The 19,379-nt window shown below is 60.6% G+C and carries 22 protein-coding genes; 16 read left to right on the plus strand and 6 right to left on the minus strand.

Annotation, left to right across the window (positions count from 1 at the left end):
• Positions 1 to 30: 30 nt before the first annotated feature.
• Positions 31 to 903 carry an EamA family transporter gene (locus tag AOA59_RS19575; protein ID WP_099488781.1) on the minus strand — a complete coding sequence of 291 codons (873 nt, stop codon included), beginning with the start codon at positions 901 to 903 and terminating at the stop codon, positions 31 to 33.
• Positions 904 to 1,002: 99 nt separating this feature from the next.
• Here AOA59_RS19575 and AOA59_RS19580 point away from each other — a divergent pair, with 99 nt between their 5' ends.
• The 4 genes from AOA59_RS19580 to AOA59_RS32430 all read left to right on the plus strand — a co-directional run bounded on the left by AOA59_RS19580 (position 1,003) and on the right by AOA59_RS32430 (position 5,020).
• Positions 1,003 to 1,785: a helix-turn-helix domain-containing protein gene (locus tag AOA59_RS19580; protein WP_065932112.1), complete on the plus strand. Its 783-nt coding sequence runs from the start codon at positions 1,003 to 1,005 to the stop codon at positions 1,783 to 1,785.
• Positions 1,786 to 1,872: 87 nt separating this feature from the next.
• Positions 1,873 to 3,426 carry a DUF726 domain-containing protein gene (locus AOA59_RS19585; protein WP_099488782.1) on the plus strand — a complete coding sequence of 518 codons (1,554 nt, stop codon included), beginning with the start codon at positions 1,873 to 1,875 and terminating at the stop codon, positions 3,424 to 3,426.
• A gap of 41 nt (positions 3,427 to 3,467) precedes the next feature.
• A complete protein-coding gene (locus AOA59_RS19590) occupies positions 3,468 to 4,787 on the plus strand; it encodes an Nramp family divalent metal transporter (protein WP_017139624.1) in 1,320 nt (439 codons plus the stop codon).
• Positions 4,760 to 5,020 carry a hypothetical protein gene (locus AOA59_RS32430; RefSeq protein ID WP_158235257.1) on the plus strand — a complete coding sequence of 87 codons (261 nt, stop codon included), beginning with the start codon at positions 4,760 to 4,762 and terminating at the stop codon, positions 5,018 to 5,020. Before AOA59_RS19590 ends, AOA59_RS32430 begins: the two co-directional genes overlap by 28 nt.
• 175 nt (positions 5,021 to 5,195) lie before the next feature.
• Here the strand turns inward: AOA59_RS32430 and AOA59_RS19600 are convergent, their stop codons facing one another.
• The gene (locus AOA59_RS19600; RefSeq protein ID WP_099488870.1) at positions 5,196 to 6,128 is read right to left on the minus strand and encodes a LysR family transcriptional regulator; all 933 of its coding nucleotides are present in this window, start codon (positions 6,126 to 6,128) and stop codon (positions 5,196 to 5,198) included.
• A gap of 117 nt (positions 6,129 to 6,245) precedes the next feature.
• On the opposite strand from AOA59_RS19600, the gene AOA59_RS19605 reads away from it, so the two are divergent.
• The 8 genes from AOA59_RS19605 to AOA59_RS19640 all read left to right on the plus strand — a co-directional run bounded on the left by AOA59_RS19605 (position 6,246) and on the right by AOA59_RS19640 (position 11,293).
• Positions 6,246 to 6,734 (plus strand): DMT family transporter, encoded by a 489-nt coding sequence (locus AOA59_RS19605; RefSeq protein ID WP_065932109.1) that lies wholly within the window; start codon positions 6,246 to 6,248, stop codon positions 6,732 to 6,734.
• A gap of 4 nt (positions 6,735 to 6,738) precedes the next feature.
• Entirely contained in the window at positions 6,739 to 7,194 is a 456-nt protein-coding gene (locus tag AOA59_RS19610; RefSeq protein WP_099488784.1) for a DMT family transporter, read from the plus strand.
• An 89-nt stretch (positions 7,195 to 7,283) separates the two neighbouring features.
• The gene (locus tag AOA59_RS19615) at positions 7,284 to 7,454 is read left to right on the plus strand and encodes a metallothionein (RefSeq protein WP_065932107.1); all 171 of its coding nucleotides are present in this window, start codon (positions 7,284 to 7,286) and stop codon (positions 7,452 to 7,454) included.
• Positions 7,455 to 7,521: 67 nt separating this feature from the next.
• Entirely contained in the window at positions 7,522 to 8,286 is a 765-nt protein-coding gene (locus AOA59_RS19620) for a helix-turn-helix transcriptional regulator (protein WP_099488785.1), read from the plus strand.
• Between the two features lie 89 nt (positions 8,287 to 8,375).
• Positions 8,376 to 8,549 (plus strand): DUF1427 family protein, encoded by a 174-nt coding sequence (locus AOA59_RS19625; protein ID WP_074854484.1) that lies wholly within the window; start codon positions 8,376 to 8,378, stop codon positions 8,547 to 8,549.
• A 29-nt stretch (positions 8,550 to 8,578) separates the two neighbouring features.
• Positions 8,579 to 9,538: a zinc-binding alcohol dehydrogenase family protein gene (locus AOA59_RS19630; protein WP_099488786.1), complete on the plus strand. Its 960-nt coding sequence runs from the start codon at positions 8,579 to 8,581 to the stop codon at positions 9,536 to 9,538.
• 428 nt (positions 9,539 to 9,966) lie between these two features.
• The gene (locus AOA59_RS19635) at positions 9,967 to 10,302 is read left to right on the plus strand and encodes a DUF6124 family protein (RefSeq protein WP_099488787.1); all 336 of its coding nucleotides are present in this window, start codon (positions 9,967 to 9,969) and stop codon (positions 10,300 to 10,302) included.
• Between the two features lie 655 nt (positions 10,303 to 10,957).
• Positions 10,958 to 11,293, plus strand: a complete 336-nt coding sequence (locus AOA59_RS19640) for a DUF6124 family protein (RefSeq protein ID WP_099488788.1) — start codon at positions 10,958 to 10,960, stop codon at positions 11,291 to 11,293.
• Positions 11,294 to 11,433: 140 nt separating this feature from the next.
• Here the strand turns inward: AOA59_RS19640 and AOA59_RS19645 are convergent, their stop codons facing one another.
• From AOA59_RS19645 to AOA59_RS19655, 3 genes are all read right to left on the minus strand, one after another.
• Positions 11,434 to 12,462, minus strand: a complete 1,029-nt coding sequence (locus AOA59_RS19645) for a purine nucleoside permease (RefSeq protein ID WP_056859386.1) — start codon at positions 12,460 to 12,462, stop codon at positions 11,434 to 11,436.
• A 14-nt stretch (positions 12,463 to 12,476) separates the two neighbouring features.
• On the minus strand, positions 12,477 to 13,439 hold the full coding sequence (locus tag AOA59_RS19650) for a nucleoside-specific channel-forming protein Tsx (RefSeq protein WP_056859385.1): 963 nt from the start codon (positions 13,437 to 13,439) through the stop codon (positions 12,477 to 12,479).
• A gap of 155 nt (positions 13,440 to 13,594) precedes the next feature.
• Positions 13,595 to 14,533 (minus strand): AraC family transcriptional regulator, encoded by a 939-nt coding sequence (locus tag AOA59_RS19655; RefSeq protein ID WP_065932103.1) that lies wholly within the window; start codon positions 14,531 to 14,533, stop codon positions 13,595 to 13,597.
• Between the two features lie 259 nt (positions 14,534 to 14,792).
• Between AOA59_RS19655 and AOA59_RS19660 the strand changes: the two genes are divergently transcribed.
• From AOA59_RS19660 to AOA59_RS19675, 4 genes are all read left to right on the plus strand, one after another.
• Positions 14,793 to 16,052 (plus strand): sugar ABC transporter substrate-binding protein, encoded by a 1,260-nt coding sequence (locus AOA59_RS19660; protein ID WP_371919077.1) that lies wholly within the window; start codon positions 14,793 to 14,795, stop codon positions 16,050 to 16,052.
• Between the two features lie 13 nt (positions 16,053 to 16,065).
• Entirely contained in the window at positions 16,066 to 16,839 is a 774-nt protein-coding gene (locus AOA59_RS19665; protein ID WP_065932101.1) for an L-iditol 2-dehydrogenase, read from the plus strand.
• Between the two features lie 235 nt (positions 16,840 to 17,074).
• The gene (locus tag AOA59_RS19670; protein ID WP_065932100.1) at positions 17,075 to 17,722 is read left to right on the plus strand and encodes a nicotinamidase; all 648 of its coding nucleotides are present in this window, start codon (positions 17,075 to 17,077) and stop codon (positions 17,720 to 17,722) included.
• Between the two features lie 227 nt (positions 17,723 to 17,949).
• Positions 17,950 to 18,306 carry a hypothetical protein gene (locus AOA59_RS19675; RefSeq protein ID WP_099488790.1) on the plus strand — a complete coding sequence of 119 codons (357 nt, stop codon included), beginning with the start codon at positions 17,950 to 17,952 and terminating at the stop codon, positions 18,304 to 18,306.
• Positions 18,307 to 18,345: 39 nt separating this feature from the next.
• Here AOA59_RS19675 and AOA59_RS19680 read toward each other — a convergent pair whose 3' ends face one another.
• Positions 18,346 to 19,377 carry an ABC transporter substrate-binding protein gene (locus tag AOA59_RS19680; protein WP_058420064.1) on the minus strand — a complete coding sequence of 344 codons (1,032 nt, stop codon included), beginning with the start codon at positions 19,375 to 19,377 and terminating at the stop codon, positions 18,346 to 18,348.
• Positions 19,378 to 19,379 lie beyond the last annotated feature (2 nt).

Below are 19,379 nucleotides of genomic sequence, written 5' to 3' on the forward strand. Positions count from 1 at the left end.
CACGAACAAAACCCCGAGTTTTTGCCATGACTATCTAACGGTATGCACAATCGGTTTGCGATAAAGCCCGACTGCCAGGCCGCTGATAATCACTGCGATAAAGACCAGATTCGCGGTGCTAACGCGCTCGCCCAGTATCAACATCGAACTGGCAACGCCGAACACCGGAATCAGCAGCGACAGCGGCGCGACCGTGGACACCGGGTACGCCTTGAGTAACGTGTTCCAGCCCCAGTAGGCAAAGTGCGTGGCCAGATACACCTGAAACAGCAGCGACCACACGGCCGTGAGGTCGAGGTTGGCGGGCAGGCTTACAAACGCCGCGTCGCCGTGCACCCACCAGGCCATCAGCAACAGCGGGATTGGTGGGAACAGGCTGGCCCACACCATGAAAGAAAAGATTTCCTTAACCCCGGACGTCTTGATGATGACGTTGCCGATGCTCCACGCCAGTGCGCTGAACACAATCATCAGCACGCCGAGCACGGCGTGTTCGCCTTGCTGGTTGGCGATGATCCCGGGTAATCCAATCAAGGCCAAAAAAGCCCCGGCCCACTGCGCGCCGCGAATGTTCTCCTTGAACAACACACAGCCCCAACCCAGGGTGAAAAACACGCTTAGCTGGATGAGCAAGGAGGCAATCCCCGGGCTCACCCCAAGCTGGATGCCATAGTTGATCACACCCCACATGCCCAAGCCGAAGATCACGCCATAGGCCGCCACATAACCGAATGGCACGGCCGGGCGCTTGATGAAGAACACCCACGGCAAGGCGGCGAGGGCAAAGCGCAGGCCGGTGAGTACAAACGGGTCGATGGCCCGCAGGCCCAGTTTGGTGATGGGAAAATTCAGCCCCCAGGCCAGCGTGACCAACAGGGCGAGTGCCAGGTGTTTCTTGTGCATGGACGTTCCTTCGAACCGGTTGCTTCAAAGGGGTGGATGCTAGAGTGCGGGCTGATGGCCCGCTTGCTATGTCAGGTCATACTTTGACAAGATCGGGCCATGATTCCGACCTTTGACGACAACGACCCCGAAGCGCTTGTGACCTTGCGTGAATACCCGTCCGGCAGCGTGTTTGCCCGGCATACGCACCCGCGCGGCCAGTTTGCCTATGCTTCCACTGGCGCGTTAAGAATGTTCACCGACCTGGGCAATTGGGTGGTGCCGCCGCAGCGGGCCGTCTGGGTGCCCGGTGGCATTGCCCATGAGATGCACATGCGCGGCGATGTGGTGATGCTCAATACCTACCTCGATGCGCAAGCGGCCGAGCGCGCAGGGTTGCAGGGGCACTGCCAGGTGTTCGAGGTATCGCCGTTGCTCAGGCATCTTTTGGAAGCCGCGTTGACGTGCGGGGCATCGGCAACATCCGAGGTTCGGCGGCACTGCGTATTGACGCTGTTGATCGACGAAATCGGTACGCTGCCGGCCTTGCCCCTCAGTGCGCCGTTGCCCTCCGAACCGCGCCTGGCACGGGCTTGCCAGCGCTTTCTGGACGCGCCTGCGCAAACCGTGTCTCTGGATCAAATGGCGGATTGGTCGAGCATGAGTCGGCGGACCTTTACCCGGCATTTCCAGGACAGCACCGGCATGACCTTCGTGGCCTGGCGCCAGCAAGTCTGCCTGCTGGAGGCGACTGCGCAGCTCAGCCATGGCGCCTCGATCACCGAGGTCGCGTTCGCATTGGGCTTCAGCAGCCCCAGCGCCTTCACCGCGGTGTTTCGCCGGCACCTGGGCGATTCCCCGGGGCGCTACCTGGCCAAGTCCAGGGCCGTGTCGTTGTTCTGAAAAACTCACACGCTGATCAGGATTCACCTTGCAGGCGGCCCTGCTTTGTTACTATCGCCGCCCACCGTCACCAGGAGTCACCGGCCCATGCAGCACCAGTGGGATGAAATGCACCGCACCCGCAAGCCCACGTTCCTGTTGTGCGGCGAGCCTCAAGGGGATGTGCTCAATCTCTATGTTCACGGTTACTCGGCCTTCTTCAACCGCCAGCAACTGGGCAACTTCACGCAACAACTGGCAAGCATCGAAGGCTCGACCAACCTGATGCTGTTCTGGCCGGCGGGGCATTTTCTGGAAAACCTGTTTGCACCGGTCAAGGATGTGATCACCGCGCTGCTGGGTGGTGGCGGCCTGGGCGCGGCAACCGTGGGTGTGGGCCGTGCGATTGCCTACTTTCTCGACCATTACAAAAGTGTCGAGGCGCGTGTTGATGAAGTGGCCAAGACGTTATTGCCTGAGCTTGCCCATTACCTGCACGGCGAAGCGTTGCCCGTGCGGCGCATCAACCTGATCGGGCACTCCCTCGGCGCGCGTATCCTGGTCAAGAGCCTGCTGGCCAGCCCCGAGGTCGCCCGCCAATTGCCGCTCAATAATGTGTTGCTGATGGGTGGCGCCATCAGTACGTCCAGCCCCTGGGATCAAGTGACGGCACCGCTCAAGGGCCGCGTGATCAACTGCTACTCCAGCAAGGACTGGGCGCTTGCGATCAAGCCGGACACCGAGCGCTGTATCGGCCGGTATGCGATCGACGTCACCCCCGCGCTCAAGGCCAAGGTCACCAACGTGCACCTGGCCACCTTCGACCACGCCGCCTACTGGCCGCAGCTGAAAACGGTGGTGCAGTACACCGACCTGCTGCAGGAACGGCGTGGCCTGATTCGCGCCGACCTGCGTAGCAGCGAAGTGCGTTTTGCCGAGGAGGACGTAGAACTGTTTCCGGCCTTGGTGCAGGCACGCCCGGAGGAGCTTAAGTTTCTGGCTGAGTTGATGGCACAAAAACGCAGTGCCTCGATCGACGCTGACATGCGTGAACCGCTGAAACTGGCCATCGAACTGCAACGCATGGGCGGTGACAGCTTTATGAACCTCGCCCGTGGCCATGGCGTGAGTTATCGCCAGATCGCCGAAGATGTCGCACAGCGGCTGGGCATCAAGTTCGATGGGCCGCTTGAAACCGTGGTGCTGGCGGACATCGAGGCACAGGTCGCGGAAAAACTCATTGAGCAGTACAAGGACAAACTCAGTCGCGCCGACCGCCAGGCCTTCGACGCTGAACTGAAGGCGGCCGCGCAAAAAGAGCAGGGCCTGTTCAATCGCATCGATATCGGCCGTTCGGCCACCACCGCCCTGAGCGGCACGGCGTTGGCGGGGCTTACGGGGTTTATGCTGCGGCGCGGCGCGGCCACGGCGATTCCGGTGGTGGGCCAGGCACTGGCGGCGGCGATGTTGCTGGTAACAGGCGTGCGTGCGTTTTCCGGCCCGGCCTATTCGATCACCACCTTGGCGGTGTTGGTGATTGGCGTGATTCGCCAGCGCATGGAGCGCGAGGCGTTGAACCAGGAGATGGACCTGGTGGTGCAAGTCGTCGAAGCGTTCGACTTGCCCCGGGAAACGGTGATGCGCACGGTCGCGTCGGACTGATAAGCTGCGGCTCTGACTTGTGTGTTTGCCTGGGATACCGCGTGAAATTCAGCCTGCCGAAAATCGCCACTGCCCCGTTCTGCCCGCCGGAAGTGGCCGGCTCCGTTATCGTCGACCCCAAGGCCTCGTTTTTCAAACGGGCGCTGATGTTCGCCGGCCCCGGCCTGCTGATCTCCATCGGCTACATGGACCCCGGCAATTGGGCCACGGCCATCGAGGCCGGTTCACGTTACGGCTACAGCCTGTTATTCGTGGTGCTGCTGGCCAGCCTGGCCGGGATGGCGGTGCAGTGCCTGTGTTCGCGCCTGGGCATCGCCACCGGCAAAGACCTCGCGCAACTGTGCCGTGAGCGCTACAGCAAACGCTCCGCGCGCACGCAATGGGTGTTGGCGGAAATCTCCATTATCGCTACCGACCTTGCTGAGGTACTTGGCTGCGCTCTGGCCTTTCACTTGCTTCTAGGTGTGTCGCTGACTACCGGCATCGTCATTACCGCCTTCGACACACTATTGATCCTGGCCCTGCAAAACCGCGGTTTCCGCCGCCTGGAAGCGATCATGCTGGCGCTGGTGGCAACCATTGGCGTGTGTTTCTTTATCGAATTGGTGCTGATCAAACCTTACTGGCCGGACGTACTCAGTGGTTTTACTCCGTCGCTGGCGGCCATCAGCGACGCCGCGCCGTTGTACCTGGCCATCGGCATTCTCGGCGCCACGGTGATGCCGCATAACCTCTACCTGCACACCTCCATTGTGCAGACCCGCCTGATTGGCAAAGACCTCGCCAGCAAACAGGACGCGGTCAAGCTGGCGCGTATCGACACCATCGGTTCCCTGGCGCTGGCGTTGCTGGTCAACGCCGCGATCCTGGTGCTGGCCGCCGCCGCGTTCTACAAGACCGGCCACACCGAGGTGGTTGAAATCCAGGACGCCTATCACCTGCTTGACCCCTTGGTGGGTGGCGCCTTCGCCAGCATCCTGTTCGGCATCGCCTTGTTGGCCTCGGGGCAGAGTTCGACCTTTACCGGCACCATCGCCGGGCAAGTGATCATGGAGGGTTACCTCAACCTGCGCATCCCGTGCTGGCAGCGGCGCCTGATTACGCGCGGGCTGGCGCTGATCCCGGCGTTCCTGGGGGTGTGGCTGATGGGCGACGACGCCATCGGCAAACTGCTGATTCTGAGCCAGGTGGTGCTCAGCCTGCAGCTGCCTTTCGCGTTGTACCCGCTGATCCGCATGACTGACGACAAGCAACTGATGGGGCCCTTCGTTAACCGCCTGCCCACGCGGCTACTGGCGTGGTTTCTGTTTGCGCTGATCAGTGGGGCGAATGCGTGGTTGATTGGGCAGTGGTTGTTTTGATCGGAGTTTTAGATCAAAGCCTTCTGAAACGTATCGAGCACCTCGTCAGGCAATGGCGCATCAAAGTCGTCCGGGACAGTCAGTTTTCCTTTCATTACGCCAATTCTTTGCCCCCGGTGTTGCCCAGCCGTCCCGGGCTGGGCAAGCGCACATCCGTTCTTGGTGATAATGGTTATTTGGCCGGTACTGGCCTGATGAGCCCGCTTGGAGACGTGAGCTTTCGTTGGGTCTAATGGATCCGTTATGACGTGTCGCTGTGCATTCATGGCGTCTCTTCTGTGGGGAAGGAGCCTGAGTCTGGCCTGGCATACGGTGGCTGGAAATAGTGGCCCGAAAATTCAGAACGAGCCTACTTTTCCTACCAGGAATTTTTACCTTCCAAGGCTTTTCCAGTGAGAGGGACGGGCCTCACCGATCCCAATACGGCACCGCCCCAAAACACTCCACAAAATAATCAATCACCGTGCGTACCTTCAGCGACAGCCGCCGGCTGCCCGGCCATAGCGCGGCAATCTGCTGTGGCTCCAGCGTGGTGGCCACGTCGTACTCCGTAAGTACCGCCTGCAAAGTGCCGGCGCGCAAGCCTTCGCCGATCAGCCAGGAGGGAAACACCACCAGCCCCAGGCCTTGCTCCGCCGCGTGGGTGAGGGTGTCGGCATGGTTGCCGGTGATGGGGCCTTTGACGCTGTACGGCGTCCAGTCGCCCTGGCTGCGACGGAAGAACCAGCGTTGCTGGCCGGTGATGCCTTTGTAGGCCAGGCATTGATGGTTGGCCAGCTCATCGGGATGACGCGGCGTGCCATATCGGGCCAGGTACGCCGGGCTGGCGGCGAGGCGAAAACGCTGGGGCGCGAAAATGCGGGCCTGCATGCTGGAGTCGTTAAGCACGCCGATGCGAAACAGCAGGTCTGTGCCGTCTTGCAACGGGTCGACGTAGGTGTCGGTTTGCTGGATATCCAGTTGCAGCTTGGGGTAGCGGCGGCACAACTCGCCCAGCCACGGTGACAGGTGACGCTGGCCAAACACCATCGGCGCGTTGATACGCACCAGCCCGCTGGGTTCGCTTTCCTGCTCCTGCAAGGCCTGGCCGGCGGCTTCCAACTGTTCCAGCATCAAGCGTGCGTGGCGCCCGAGCAGGCGCCCGGCTTCGGTGGGGCTGACCGCACGCGTGTGGCGGTAGAGCAATTGCTGGCCGAGCGCCTGTTCCATCAATTGGATTTGCCGTGAGATGGAGGAGGGCGCCAGCCCTTCACGGCGTGCCACTTCAGAAAAGCTGCCGTGATCCAGCACCGCTACGAACAGGCGCAATGCCTTGAAACTCAGTTCATTTAAACCCTGCATCGTGGCCCCGTGCTGTGCGCAATGCGCAAAGGTGTTGTGTGCATGCTCCCATTTATCGCACAAGACGGCCACCGGATAATGCGCGCCATGTTTCCTTTTTTGATACGCAGGTGATGTATGCAGGCAAGTTCCATCGAGGGCGTGGCGCAGGCCAGGCCGAAAAAAAATCTTTTGCGCTTGCTCTTGCTGCCACTGGTGATTCTGGCGGGCATGGGCCTGTCGGTTGAGGCCGGCTTGCTCGGGCCATTGGGTGCGCAAGTCGGGCATTTGTGGGCGACCTTGAGCATCTTTGGCGTAGGCACGGCAATCCTGTTTTTGCTGCTGCTGTTCAGCGGCCCGCAAAAAGGCCCGGCACTCACCGACCTGCCGCGCTGGCAGTTGATCGGCGGCTTTTTGGGGCCGATGTATGTGGTGGTGCTGACCCTGGCCACGCCGCATATCGGCATCGCCATGACCATGATCGCGATTTTGTCGGGCCAGGTCGGCAAGAGCGTGCTGATCGACCATTTCGGCTGGTTCGGCACCGCGCGTAAACGGGTCAATGGCGAACGCTGGATTGCCCTGGCGTTGATCGTGGCGGCACTTGTTCTGATTGCACGAGGTTAAAGCGATGAATCTGATATTGTTATTGGTACTGGTAATTGCCGCCGGTGCGGTGCTGAGTGTGCAAGCCGCGATCAACGGCCGCCTGGGCCAGACGGTAGGCGTATTGCGCAGCAGTTTGCTGACCTTTGCGGTGGGCGCAATCACCACGGCACTGTTGATTTTCTTCTTCGAACCCGCACAGGCCGTGAGCTTGCTGGACGTGCCGAAATGGCAGTTGACCGGCGCCCTGTTCGGCGTGGTGTACATGATGGTCATGGTCGGCGCGGTGCCCGTGGTGGGTACGGCGGTGGCCACGGTGGCGGTGATCGTTGGGCAGTTGGGCATGGGCATGCTGATCGACAACTTTGGCTGGTTGGGCAACCCGGCCATCGAGCTGTCGGGCAGCCGTATCGTGGCGATGCTGCTGTTGGCGCTGGCGCTGGTGTTCATGTACCGCAGCAACAGCCGCCTGGCCGATTAACGGCGGTGAACCTTCAAACCGTGCCTGGAGTCACTGCTTAAGGTGTTGCGCCCGCAGCACTTGGACGACCATGCAAAAGGAGTCTGAACATGGCTGATGAAAACTGTGCCTGCCCACACTGCAACTGCGTACTGGGCACTAATGCGGTGATGAAAGACGGCAAGGGTTATTGCTGCCAAGGCTGCGCTGAGCACCATGCGCATGGCGAGCCGTGTGCCTCACCGACCGGTTGCGAGTGCGCCAAGTCCGCAAAAGGCTAAAAATCCCCTCGGCTTATCGGGTGGCGGTCATTACCATGGCCGCTCACCCTTGATTGATGTGCTCTTCATGGCCCTGGCCGCGCCTCCCAACCTCACTGATCATGCCGTCCCCGTGCAACCGCTGGCGCGCACCTACCCGCGTGGGTTGTATGTGGAGCCCCATAGCCACGACTGGGGCCAGTTGCTCTACGCCATGAGCGGGGTGATGTGGGTTGAAACACCGCGCGAAGCGTTAGTGGTGCCGCCGCAACGCGCCGTGTGGCTGCCACCAGGTGTGGAACACGGCATTCGTGTGGTCTCGGACCTGCAGATGCGCAATATCTACCTGCGCCCGGCGTTGGCGGCGACGCTGGACAGCCAGGTGCAAGTGATTGAAGTCGGTGGGCTGCTGCGTGAGCTCATCGTCGCCCTGGTTGATCAGGGCGATAACGGTGATACAGCCTATTACGACGCCGTGGTCGGCCTGGCGTTGTTGGAACTTCAACGCGCGCGCCGCTCGCAGATCCGCATTGCCATGCCGCTGGAGGCCGATCGTCGGTTGATTAATGCCTGCCAGGCGGTGATGGCCGCGCCTTCGCTGCAAATCCCTTTTGAGCAACACGCCGAAGCGGCCGGTGCCAGCGTGCGCACCCTGGCGCGGTTGTTCCAGAACCACCTCGGCATGGGCTTTGCCGAGTGGCGCCGTCAGGTGCAGCTCGCCACGGCGGTGGCGGAGCTGATCCAGGGCCAGTCGGTGAGTGGCATTGCCCGCTCGTTGGGTTATTCGCCCAGCAGCTTCAGCGACATGTTCCGCCGTGAACTCGGTGTGGCGCCGTCGCAATACGTCGGTTGAGGCTTTGGCCGAAATCCTGAAGCACTTGGCCGATGCTTCGGGATTGGGCTCACTAAACTGGGCGCATCAACCCAACCGGCGTAAACCCTATGAACTACCTCATTTCCCTCGCCATCGGCCTGTTTGTCGGCGTGATCTACGGCGCCCTGGACTTTCGCTCGCCCGCGCCGCCTGCCATTGCCCTCGTGGGGCTGATGGGCATGTTGCTCGGTGAAAAGCTCTGGCCCATGGGGCGTGAGCTGGTCAGCGGTTGGTTGTCCTGATTTTTCTTTTATTTGAAGGGATGTTGGTTATGAAAGCACTGCAATTTTCCGCCACCGGCGACCTTGCCGCCCTGAGTGTTGTCGACGTCGCCAAACCGCTGCCGGCTGCCGGTGAAGTGTTGGTCCAGGTTAAAGCAGCGGGATTGAACCCCAGCGACGTTAAAAACGTACTTGGGCGGTTTCCCTATACAACGTTGCCGCGTATTCCCGGCCGGGACTTTGCCGGTGTGGTGGTGCAAGGCCCGCAGGAATGGGTTGGCCAAGAAGTGTGGGGCACTGGCCGTGACTTGGGCTTTTTTGCCGACGGTTCACATGCGCAATACCTCACGGTGTCGGCGAAGGGCGTGGCCCATAAACCGACGCACTTGAGCTTTGCCCAGGCCGCCAGCCTCGGCGTGCCATACACCACCGCCTGGGATGCGCTGGAGCGTAGCGGTGTCGGAAAAGGCACGCGGCTGCTGGTGATTGGCGCCAATGGTGCGGTAGGCAGTGCGGCGTTGGCGCTGGCGAAAATTCGCGGTGCGCAGGTGCTGGCGGCGGTGCGCAAGGCGGATCAGGTCGAGGCGTTGCAGGGGCAGGGCTTCGACGCGATTGCCCTGGGCCAGCCGGACGCCTTGGGCGGGCAGGTGAATGCGGTGTTCAAGGGCGGCGCCGATGTGATCTTCGACACCACCGGTTTCTGGCTGCCGGCGGCTGTCGCAGGGTTGGCCCCGTTCGGCCGCATCGCGATCATCGCCGCGCCGGCCGATGGGCATGTGCAACTGCCGGCCCTGGCGTTGTACCGCAAGGGCGGTTCGGTGGTGGGCATCAATTCATTGCTCTACAACTGCGAGCAGTGCGCGGTGATGCTGGAGCAGTTTGGGCGGTTTTTTGATGAGGGTTCGCTGCCGTTGCCGACAGGCTTGCGTGAGGTTGCGTTGGCGGATGGGGTGCAATGCTACGAGGAAGTCAACAAAGGCAGCGCGGACAAGATCATCTTCCTGCCTTAACTCGGTTAAAAACTGTGGGAGCGGGCTTGCCTGCGATGGCGGTTTGTCAGGTATGTTTTTGTTGCCTGACCCACCGCTATCGCAGGCAAGCCAGCTCCCACATTTTGATCTTCACTGGGCTTGAGGGCTGTTCTCGATCGGACGTTTCCCTCAAAGGTTTCAGGTTGTCGCTCGGAAGCGGGCTGACTAGCCTCACTGCCGTCGCTGCCAATTCAGCGGCCGGATTTGACCGTCCGCCCCCAAATGTATGTGCCGCATCGAATCAGGCGTTTTTTTTACGTCTGCTGTATCGTGTCGCGGCAGCTGTACGCGGGATACCTTCGGGTATGCCGGGCTACTTTGGGACCGGTCGGTCAACCCGCGTATAGCTGCCACCCTATTTCGCTTGACCGCGAAACGTGGCGGCTCCACTCCCGAAGGATTCCACCATGATCAAAGACACCCCCAACCCCCCAGCCCATCAAGACTACGACACCAGCACCCTGCACGAAGTCGCCTACCGCGCGATCAACCACTATCTCAACCCCGGCAAACCCATTCCTGAACCCAGCGAAGGCATCTTCACCGTGCGCGCAGACTTGGGTACGGAAACCTTGCTGGTCAATGCTTCCCAGGATCTGGCGTCGATCAGCGACATTGCCAACCACCTGGCATTTGAAATCGAGGGTTCGCAACGCAATGTCGCGCTGTGTATCTGCCGAATGCTGGAAGGGGTGCAGCTGCTGGTCGACAAGGCGCTGAATGTAGCCCACCCCGTAGCCTGAATGTAGGAGCTAAGATCGTTCCCACGCTCTGCGTGGGAATGCATCCTGTGACGCTCCGCGTCACCTTGCATCCTCTAAGGCGGGACGCGGAGCGTCCGGGGCGGCATTCCCACGCGGAGCGTGGGAACGATCTCAACACAAGGTCGCGCTGGGTATCTGTCGGATGCTGGAAGGTTTGCAACTGCTGGTCGACAAGGCGCTGAATGTAGCCCACCCCGTGACTTAAAAGTGTGGGAGCTGGCTTGCCTGCGATGGCGGTCTGACAGTCAGAGAACTATCGACTGACCCACCGCCATCGCAGGCAAGCCAGCTCCCACATTTTGATCTTCACTAGGTTTGAGGGCTGTTTTCGATCGGACGTTTCCCACAAAGGTTTCAGGTTGTCGCTCGGAAGCGGGCTGACTAACCTCACTGCCGTCGCTGCCAATTCAGCGGCCGGATTTGACCGTCCGACTTGTTAACGAATCGCTACGCCCTGTACCAACTTCAGGCGTTTTTTTTATGCCTGAGGTATTGTGTCGCGGCAGTTGTGCGCGGGATACCTTTGGGTATGCCGGGTTCGTTGACAACCGGTCGGTCAACCCGCGTACAGCTGCCACCTTATCCTTGCTTGACCGCGAGCGTTGGCAGCTTCACTTGTCGACGGAGTTCCACCATGATCAAAGACACCCCCAACCCCCCAGTCCACCAAGACTACGACACCAGCACCCTGCACGAAGTCGCCTACCGCGCGATCAACCACTATCTCAACCCCGGCAAACCCATTCCTGAACCCAGCGAAGGCATCTTCACCGTGCGCGCAGACTTGGGTACGGAAACCTTGCTGGTCAATGCTTCCCAGGATCTGGCGTCGATCAGCGACATTGCCAACCACCTGGCATTTGAAATCGAGGGTTCGCAACGCAATGTCGCGCTGGGTATCTGCCGAATGCTGGAAGGTGTGCAGCTGCTGGTCGACAAGGCGCTGAATGTAGCCCACCCCGTAGCCTGAATGTAGGAGCTAAGATCGTTCCCACGCTCTGCGTGGGAATGCATCCTGTGACGCTCCGCGTCACCTTGCATCCTCTAAGGCGGGACGCGGAGCGTCCGGGGCGGCATTCCCACGCGGAGCGTGGGAACGATCTATCTGCACTAGGCTTCAGGGACGCCTTTTTCCCAGGCCGACCAGTTCTTCAGAATTGCCTGTACCAGCGGATTACCCGTGCGGTACAGGTTCTCCAGCGCCGGTACGAACCCGCCCTGGTCCGCATACTTCAGCAAGTTGTCCACCTCGCTGTAACCCGGATACGGACGGTCGAAATCGGACCCAGCCCGCACCACCGCCAAGCGCTGAATGTCCACCAACCCTTCACGGCTGGCGCGCAGCAAGGCTTCATAAGTGGAGTTGTCTTCCTGCTGGGTGGTGCAGTACTCGCCTTTGTTATCGGTGAGCAATTTGGTCCAGACTTCGGCGCGTTCGCTCAGGCGTGTGCCGGAGAACCAGGTATTGCCCGCCAGCGTGTCGCAGCGCGTGACTTGCGGCGGCTGGTTGGCCGGCGCGGCCGGGTAGTGTTTGCGCCAGGCGCTGGATTCCTTGCTTTCGCTCAGCTCAACCTTTTGCGACAGGGCAAACGCCTTGGCCTGCAACTTCGGGTTCAGCTCGAATACTTCGGTCTTGTAGTCCAACGGAGGTTTTTCGTTGGGGCCTTTGGTGTTGATGCCGATGTAACCGGTTGGCCAATCCTTGGGCGCATCGCGCGAATCCAGCTCCCACTGGGTACCGAACTCCACCAGGTAATGCGCCCAGGCTGCGGTGCCGATGGTCCCGTGTTTAGGGCTGATGCCGGCGATCCCGGCAATCAGGAAGTAGCTTTGGCGCAGGTCAAACTTGGGCGACAACGCCAGGGCCAGTGTGGACGCGGCGGCGTTGGTCTGGCCCATGCCGGTTACCAACAGGCACACGTCCTGAGTGTTGCAGCGGATCACCGGGTATTCGGCCGACAGGCCTGGCACGCGCACTTCCTGCTTGAGTTCCAGGCGGTCGATCCAGGTTTGCGCCTCGGGGGCGAACATGGTGATCAGCATCACTTTGGGTTTGATCGGCGCCGGAGCATCCGCCAGCACCACCTGGGGCAAAAAGGCCAGGCCGATGGCCATCGAGAGACGGGTAAGCATGTTCATCTAAAGCTCCTTGATCAGAATTGGTAACCGACACCGGCGTAGTAGCCCCAGCCATCCGAGCGGGCGCGGAAGTTACCCTCGCCAAAATTCAGCTCGCTGCCATCCTCCCAGTTGCCGCCGTTGTGGAAGTAACGGCCGACCAGGGTGAAGCGCAAGTGGGTAAACGAGTACAGCAACACGTTGGTCGCCACTAATGAGTTGGCGGTGCGCGCAGGGTTGTCCTTGTGCAAATCCGAGCCGAAATCGTAGTTGGTAAAGCCGATATAGGTCAGCGATGCGCCGTTATCGAAACTGCTGATGGGCACGATGTACTTCATTTGTGCACGGTAGCCGTCCCACGAATACTCATTGCTCGCGCCGTAGTTTTCCCACTGGTAGCGCCCATAGAAGTTGGCCGACAGGTTGACCCGCGAATGGGTGTCGATGTCGGTGCCCAGGCCGCTGTACAGCGTGTTGGCACGGTTGGACTTGTTGCTGCCGTGGTCGTAGATCCAGTCAAAGGCGACATACCACTCCTTGAACGGGCCGATGGCCAAACTGCGGCCGGCCAGGTAGTCGATGGAGATACGCGGCTCATGCTCCATAAATACCGGTGAGCCATGGTCCCACGCGCCTTTGTCATTACTGTTACCGATGCCGAGGATTTTCGGCACGTCTATGTAGCCATACAGCTCGAACGGGCCTTTGCGGCCGAAGTATTCGTATTCCAGGTACACATCGTCCTGCGGCTTGGGGCCGAAGCTGATGTCTTTGCTGCCAATCAGGGTCAGGTCCTGGTTGAACCAGTCCGACATATACACGCCTTTTTTTGTCGGGCTGGCTTCCGGGCTTTTGGTTTCAGGGCTGAGGGTTTCGCCCTGTGCTGAGTCATCCGCGGGTTTTTGCTGCGCCAAAATGGGCGCGCTGAGTACTCCCGTAACGGCGGCCAGTAGCAAGGAAACACCAAAACAAGCGGGACGCCTTGAGGTGAGGTGCATTGAAAATCCCTATTCTTACGCGGTTGGAACCCGTTTCTGCGGGTCGTGATGAACCTGGTGGCCAAGTTCGTTCCGCAAACGTTTGCACGTGGCGTACCAACTTTGCTCAAAGGGTTGAGCGGTATGGAAAAAACAGGGATTAATCGACCTTTTGGTCAAAATTGGCTGGGTGTCAATTTCTCGCTGCGGTTGAATAAATGCATCGCGGTTTCGCGCCGATACTCGCTCGGCGTCTGGTGCATTTCGATGCGAAAGTGCCGATTGAAGTTGGACAGGTTGGCGTAGCCCACTTCAAAGCAAATGTCTGCCACCGACATGTCGCTTTGCAGCAACAAGCGGCAGGCGCGTTGCACGCGGAACTTGCGCATCAGGTCGATAAAACCGTGGCCGGTGTTGCGCTTGAAGAAGCGTGAGAAGCCTGGCTCGCTCATCTGCAGTTGCTGGGCGATGACCGACAGGCGCAAGTCGCCGGTCAGCTCGCGCATCAGGTAATCGAAGGCTTTGTTGATGCGTTCGGCGCTGCGCGCATCCAGGGTGGGCGCATAGCAGGGGCTGGCCAGCGCCTTTACCTGGGCTTGCGGTGCATTGTTAAGCGTGTCGAGCAGTTGCAGAAACAGGATCAACCGCTGCAGGCCACGGGCGTTGCCGATGGCTTGCATCAACCCGGCTGCCTGCGCGGCGGTCTCGCCGGTAAATTCCAGGCCGCGTCGGGCCTGTTCGAACAACGGCTGCAAGTCGCCGAGTTCCGGCAGGGTTTTGCGCAGGGCGAGCAGGGCGGCGCCATCGAATTGCAGTACCACATCGCGGCCGTTCAAATATTCGCCGGGGGCGAGGTCGCCGATCCAGTCGTGGGGCAGGTCCGGGCCGATCAGCGCCACATGCCCGGCGCTGAACGCACCGATATAGTCGCCCGCCACCAACTTGCCGCTGCCTTGGCGGATCAGGTGAATCTCAAATTCCGGATGGTGGTTCCAGCGCGCCAGATCATAGGGGTAGTCATGTTCGAACCAGCGAAAGCAGTGGTCCGGCTCGGGCAGGATCACTTCGAGTTCGGCGGGGCGGTGTTCGAACAATTGGGCGCGGCTGACGGGCATGGTGATGCCTCTTATGCGTTGGATAACGCCAAAATACGCGCACCGGCAATCAGTGCGCTACCCCCGGTTTCGCCTGGCACTGATACTTTTTTGACTTTCATGCATGGGTTAAAAAAGTACCAGCCGTGCATTCGTCATTCGTTTGTGAGGCCTTGACCAAGCTGCTGTAATCGCTGCTCAACAACAAAAACAACAGGTGGATACCGCCATGCTCAAGCTCCCACACGCGCTGTTTCTGCTGACTGGCCTGGCGCTGACCATGCCCGGCTACGCCGCCGACACCGTGACCATCGCCACGGTCAACAACAGTGACATGATCCGCATGCAACGCCTGTCCAAGGTGTTCGAGCAGCAGCACCCGGACATCAAGCTCAATTGGGTGGTGCTCGAAGAAAACGTGCTGCGCCAACGCCTCACTACGGATATCGCCACCCAGGGCGGGCAATTCGACGTGCTGACCATCGGCACCTACGAAACCCCATTGTGGGGCGCCAAACACTGGCTGGAACCGCTGACCCAACTGCCGGCCGACTATGATGCCGAGGATATTTTCCCCTCCGTGCGCCAGGGCTTGTCGGTTAACAACACCCTGTATGCGTTGCCGTTTTATGGTGAAAGTACTGTCACCTACTACCGCACCGACCTGTTCAAGCAAGCCGGCCTGAGCATGCCCGCCCACCCGACCTGGACTCAGCTCGGCGAGTTCGCAGCCAAGCTCACGGTAAAAGACAAAGACCAATATGGCATGTGCCTGCGTGGCAAAGCCGGTTGGGGCGAGAACATCGCCTTGCTGAGCACCATGGCCAACGCGTTTGGCGCACGCTGGTTCGACCCACAGTGGAAACCGCAGTTGACCAGCCCCGAGTGGACGGCCGCTGCCCACTATTACGTCAACACCCTGAAAAACTACGGCCCGCCGGGCGTCTCCAGTAACGGCTTCAACGAAACCCTGGCGCTGTTCAACAGCGGCAAGTGCGCAATCTGGGTGGATGCCAGCGTCGCCGGCTCGTTCACCACCGACAAAACCCAGAGCAAAGTGGCTGACAGTGTCGGGTTTGCCGCCGCACCGACCGAAGTCACCGATAAAGGCTCCTCCTGGCTGTACGCCTGGTCCCTGGCGATCCCGGCGACGTCCAAGCACAAGGACGCCGCCAAGGCCTTTATTGCCTGGGCCACCTCCAAGGACTACATCCAGCTGGTCGCCGACAAAGAAGGCATCACCAACGTACCGCCGGGCACTCGCCAGTCCACCTACAGCGAGGCATACCTGAAGGCCGCGCCGTTTGCCCAGGTGACACTGGAGATGATGAAGCACGCCGACCCTGCGCACCCGTCGGCCCAGCCGGTGCCGTACGTGGGCATCCAGTACGTGACCATCCCGGAATTCCAGGCCATCGGCACCTCGGTGGGCAAGCTGTTCTCGGCGGCGCTTACCGGCGGCATGACGGTCGACCAGGCGCTGCTTGCGGCTCAGTCCACTACCGAGCGCGAAATGAAACGTGCCGGTTACCCTAAGTAAACAGGACTTCTTTATGAACCGACTCGAAGGTAAAAGCGCGCTGATCACTGGATCGGCGCGCGGTATCGGCCGCGCCTTTGCCCAGGCCTATATCGCTGAAGGCGCAACGGTCGCCATTGCCGATATCAACCTGCAACGCGCCCAGGCCACCGCCGCCGAACTGGGGCCACAGGCTTACGCAGTTGCGATGGATGTCACGGATCAAGCCTCTATCGACGCCGCGATTACGGCCGTGGTGGCCCATGCCGGCAAGCTCGATATCCTGATCAACAACGCTGCACTGTTCGACTTGGCACCCATCGTCGACATCACCCGCGACAGCTTTGAGCGGCTGTTCTCGATCAACGTCGCCGGCACGTTGTTTACCTTGCAGGCCGCGGCCCGCCAGATGATCAGCCAGGGCCACGGTGGCAAGATCATCAACATGGCCAGCCAGGCCGGGCGGCGGGGCGAGCCATTGGTGGCGGTGTATTGCGCGACCAAGGCGGCGGTGATCAGCCTCACGCAGTCGGCGGGTTTGAACCTGATCAAGCAGGGCATCAACGTTAACGCGATCGCGCCGGGCGTGGTCGACGGCGAGCATTGGGATGGCGTGGATGCGCTGTTTGCCAGGCATGAAGGGCTGGCGCCTGGCGAGAAGAAGCAGCGGGTTGGCGCCGAGGTGCCGTTCGGGCGCATGGGCACGGCTGAGGATCTGACCGGCATGGCGATCTTCCTGGCCTCTAAAGATGCCGATTACGTGGTGGCCCAGACCTACAACGTCGACGGCGGCAACTGGATGAATTGAGCCAGGCACTGAGCAAAATGTGGGAGCGGGCTTGCTCGCGAGTGCGGTGTGTCAGTTGCTGAATGCATTGACTGACACGCCGCTTTCGCGAGCAAGCCCGCTCCCACATTGGATCTCCATAAGGCTTGAATGTGAGGTCAGTTGGCAACGCCGTGTTCAAAAAAGTAAACAAAGTGTTTGTGGAGGTAGCCGTACCTCATGTCTACTTTTACCTGCACCTCACAGGAGTGCCGCCATGACCCTTTTGAAAACCGCCATTGCCTCATTCGACGTCGACCCCCAAAAGAGTTTCACGCCGTTGTGCCCCAATGAACTGCCGGTGGCCGGCGGCGATCAGATCGGTGCCGAACTCAACTTCATGGCCGGTCTTGCCGGTTATCGTGTCGGCAGCAAAGACGCCCATACCCCGCACGCCCCGTGGGTGGTCACGCAGCCCGGCGACATGTTGAAACCCACCGGCCTTGAGCATGCCGACCTCACCTGGCTCAGTCATTGTGTGCCGGGCACTGAAGGCTTCACGTTGCTCGACGAATTGCCCACGCCGTATGACTACGACTACTTCATCTGGAAGGGCGTCGAGCCCGACCTGCATCCCTATGGCGCCTGTTACCACGACCTGCACGACAAGCTGTCCACCGGGGTTATAGAGTACCTCAAGGCCCAGGGCGTGCGCCGCGTGATCGTGGGGGGCCTGGCCCTGGACTTTTGCGTCAAGACCACGGCCATGCAATTGCTCAGGGCCGGCCTGGAAGTGGTTCTGCACCTGCCGGCGTGCCGAGGCATCAGCGAGGCGGGCGGTGCGGCGGCGGTAACGGACTTGCGTAATGCCGGTGCAGCGATCAGCCGTAGCCGCGAAGAACTCGCCGCGATGGCGTCGCGTTAAGGCGCATAGCTATCACCCAATACCTGCTTTCCTATGGGAGTCGATGATTCGCGGCTAGACCGGTAACGTTGCGCGCAAAAAAACGAGAAGCGTCCTACATCACTCATTGGGCGTTACTGATTACCCTCACGCTTTTGCACGAGCGGCCTTGACTGGCCGGGGAGCGCTGTCGCGTGAGGGAGTCAACTGCAAACCGTCTTGCCCGGTGCCTGCCTGAATTTCTGCTTATGGTCGTTGTAAGCCTGCTTTCAGGCGGCGCCGCTGGCTTCCTGGCGAGCACCACCTATTTGCGCCGCCTTGGCCCGGCGATGCAAACCGGATGTAGCGTTGCGCTGTTGCTGGGCTTGATGATTTTGTCCGGCCTTGGCCATTGGATGCTGGCACGCGGGCGCGTTGCTTCCACTGGATGGCAGACGGGCTATTTTGTCCTCTGCTTGATAGTGGTGACCCCTACCATTCAATACCGGCCGCACGCGCTGGCTTACCTGTTGGGGGTTGCGTTTCCACTGCTGGGAATACTTCTGCTAAACACTTACCGCTATCACGAAATGCGACTGAAACTGGCAAACATTCGCTGCCCGTAGCTCCCGCGCAGTCGCGCGGGAGCACGCCACGCCTGCCCGCTACCGCTCGATCGAGCGGCTCCACCGCGCATTCCACTCCGGCCGCGCCTGGTTGACCTGGTCCCAATCAATCGAAATCGCTGTCTGCAAATAGCCTTGCATGGCCTCCACCCGTGCGCGGGTTTTGTCGGTGGTCGGCGTGGTCGGGTTCGACGGGATCTGGTCACCTTCTTCCAACGCCGGCGCCTGGGCCTCTGCCGTCAGCAAGAAGGCCGCGAGTTTCTGCGCCAGCTCCGGCTGGTCATTCCGCGCAATGACACACTCGGCCACGTTGAGCACCACTGCGCCTTCCTTGGGCTGGGCGTATTCCATCGGGATGCCGAGCAATTGCTGGGTGGTGACCTGAGTGGGTGTGAGGGGGAAGATCGCGGCTTCGTCGGTCTGCACCATCTCGGAAATTTTCGCGGAACTGGCGATGTATTCCAGCACGTTGGGGCCGATGGTTTTTGGCCAGGCCTTGAAGCCCGGCTCCACGTTGGTCTCGGAGCCGCCCTGGATGCGGTTGAACATCAAGAAGCCGTGCAGGCCGAAGGTGGAGGAGGCCAGGGACTGGAACACCACCTTGTCTTTGAATCGAGGATCGGCGAGGTCCATCCACGAGGTGGGCGCCGCCCAGCCTTTTTCCTTGAACATCTTGGCGTTGTAGCCCAGGCCCGTGACGCCCAGGGTCACGGCGACCGCTTCTTCCTTGATTTTCGCCTTGGCCGGGATCTGGTCCAGGGTCGGGTTGGGGGTGAGCTTGTCGCACAGGCCCATGGAAATGGCGCGGTACATAATGCCGTCGTCGAGGAACATCACGTGCATCTGCGGGTTGTCTTTGTTGGCCTGGACCTTGGCGAGGATGTCCGACGAGGTGCCGGGCACGATCACCACCTTGACGTTATTGGCCTTCTCGAACGCGGGCAGCACCTTGTCGGCGTACACCCGTTCCATAGTGCCGCCGTTCATGCCCAGGTACAGCGTCGGCGCGGCATGGGCGGTGGCGGTGAGTAAGGCGAGGGGCAAGCAGGACAGTGCGATACGTGGGTTCATGG

This window comes from Pseudomonas sp. 2822-15, assembly GCF_002742515.1.
Classification (GTDB): Bacteria; Pseudomonadota; Gammaproteobacteria; order Pseudomonadales; family Pseudomonadaceae; genus Aquipseudomonas; species Aquipseudomonas salomonii.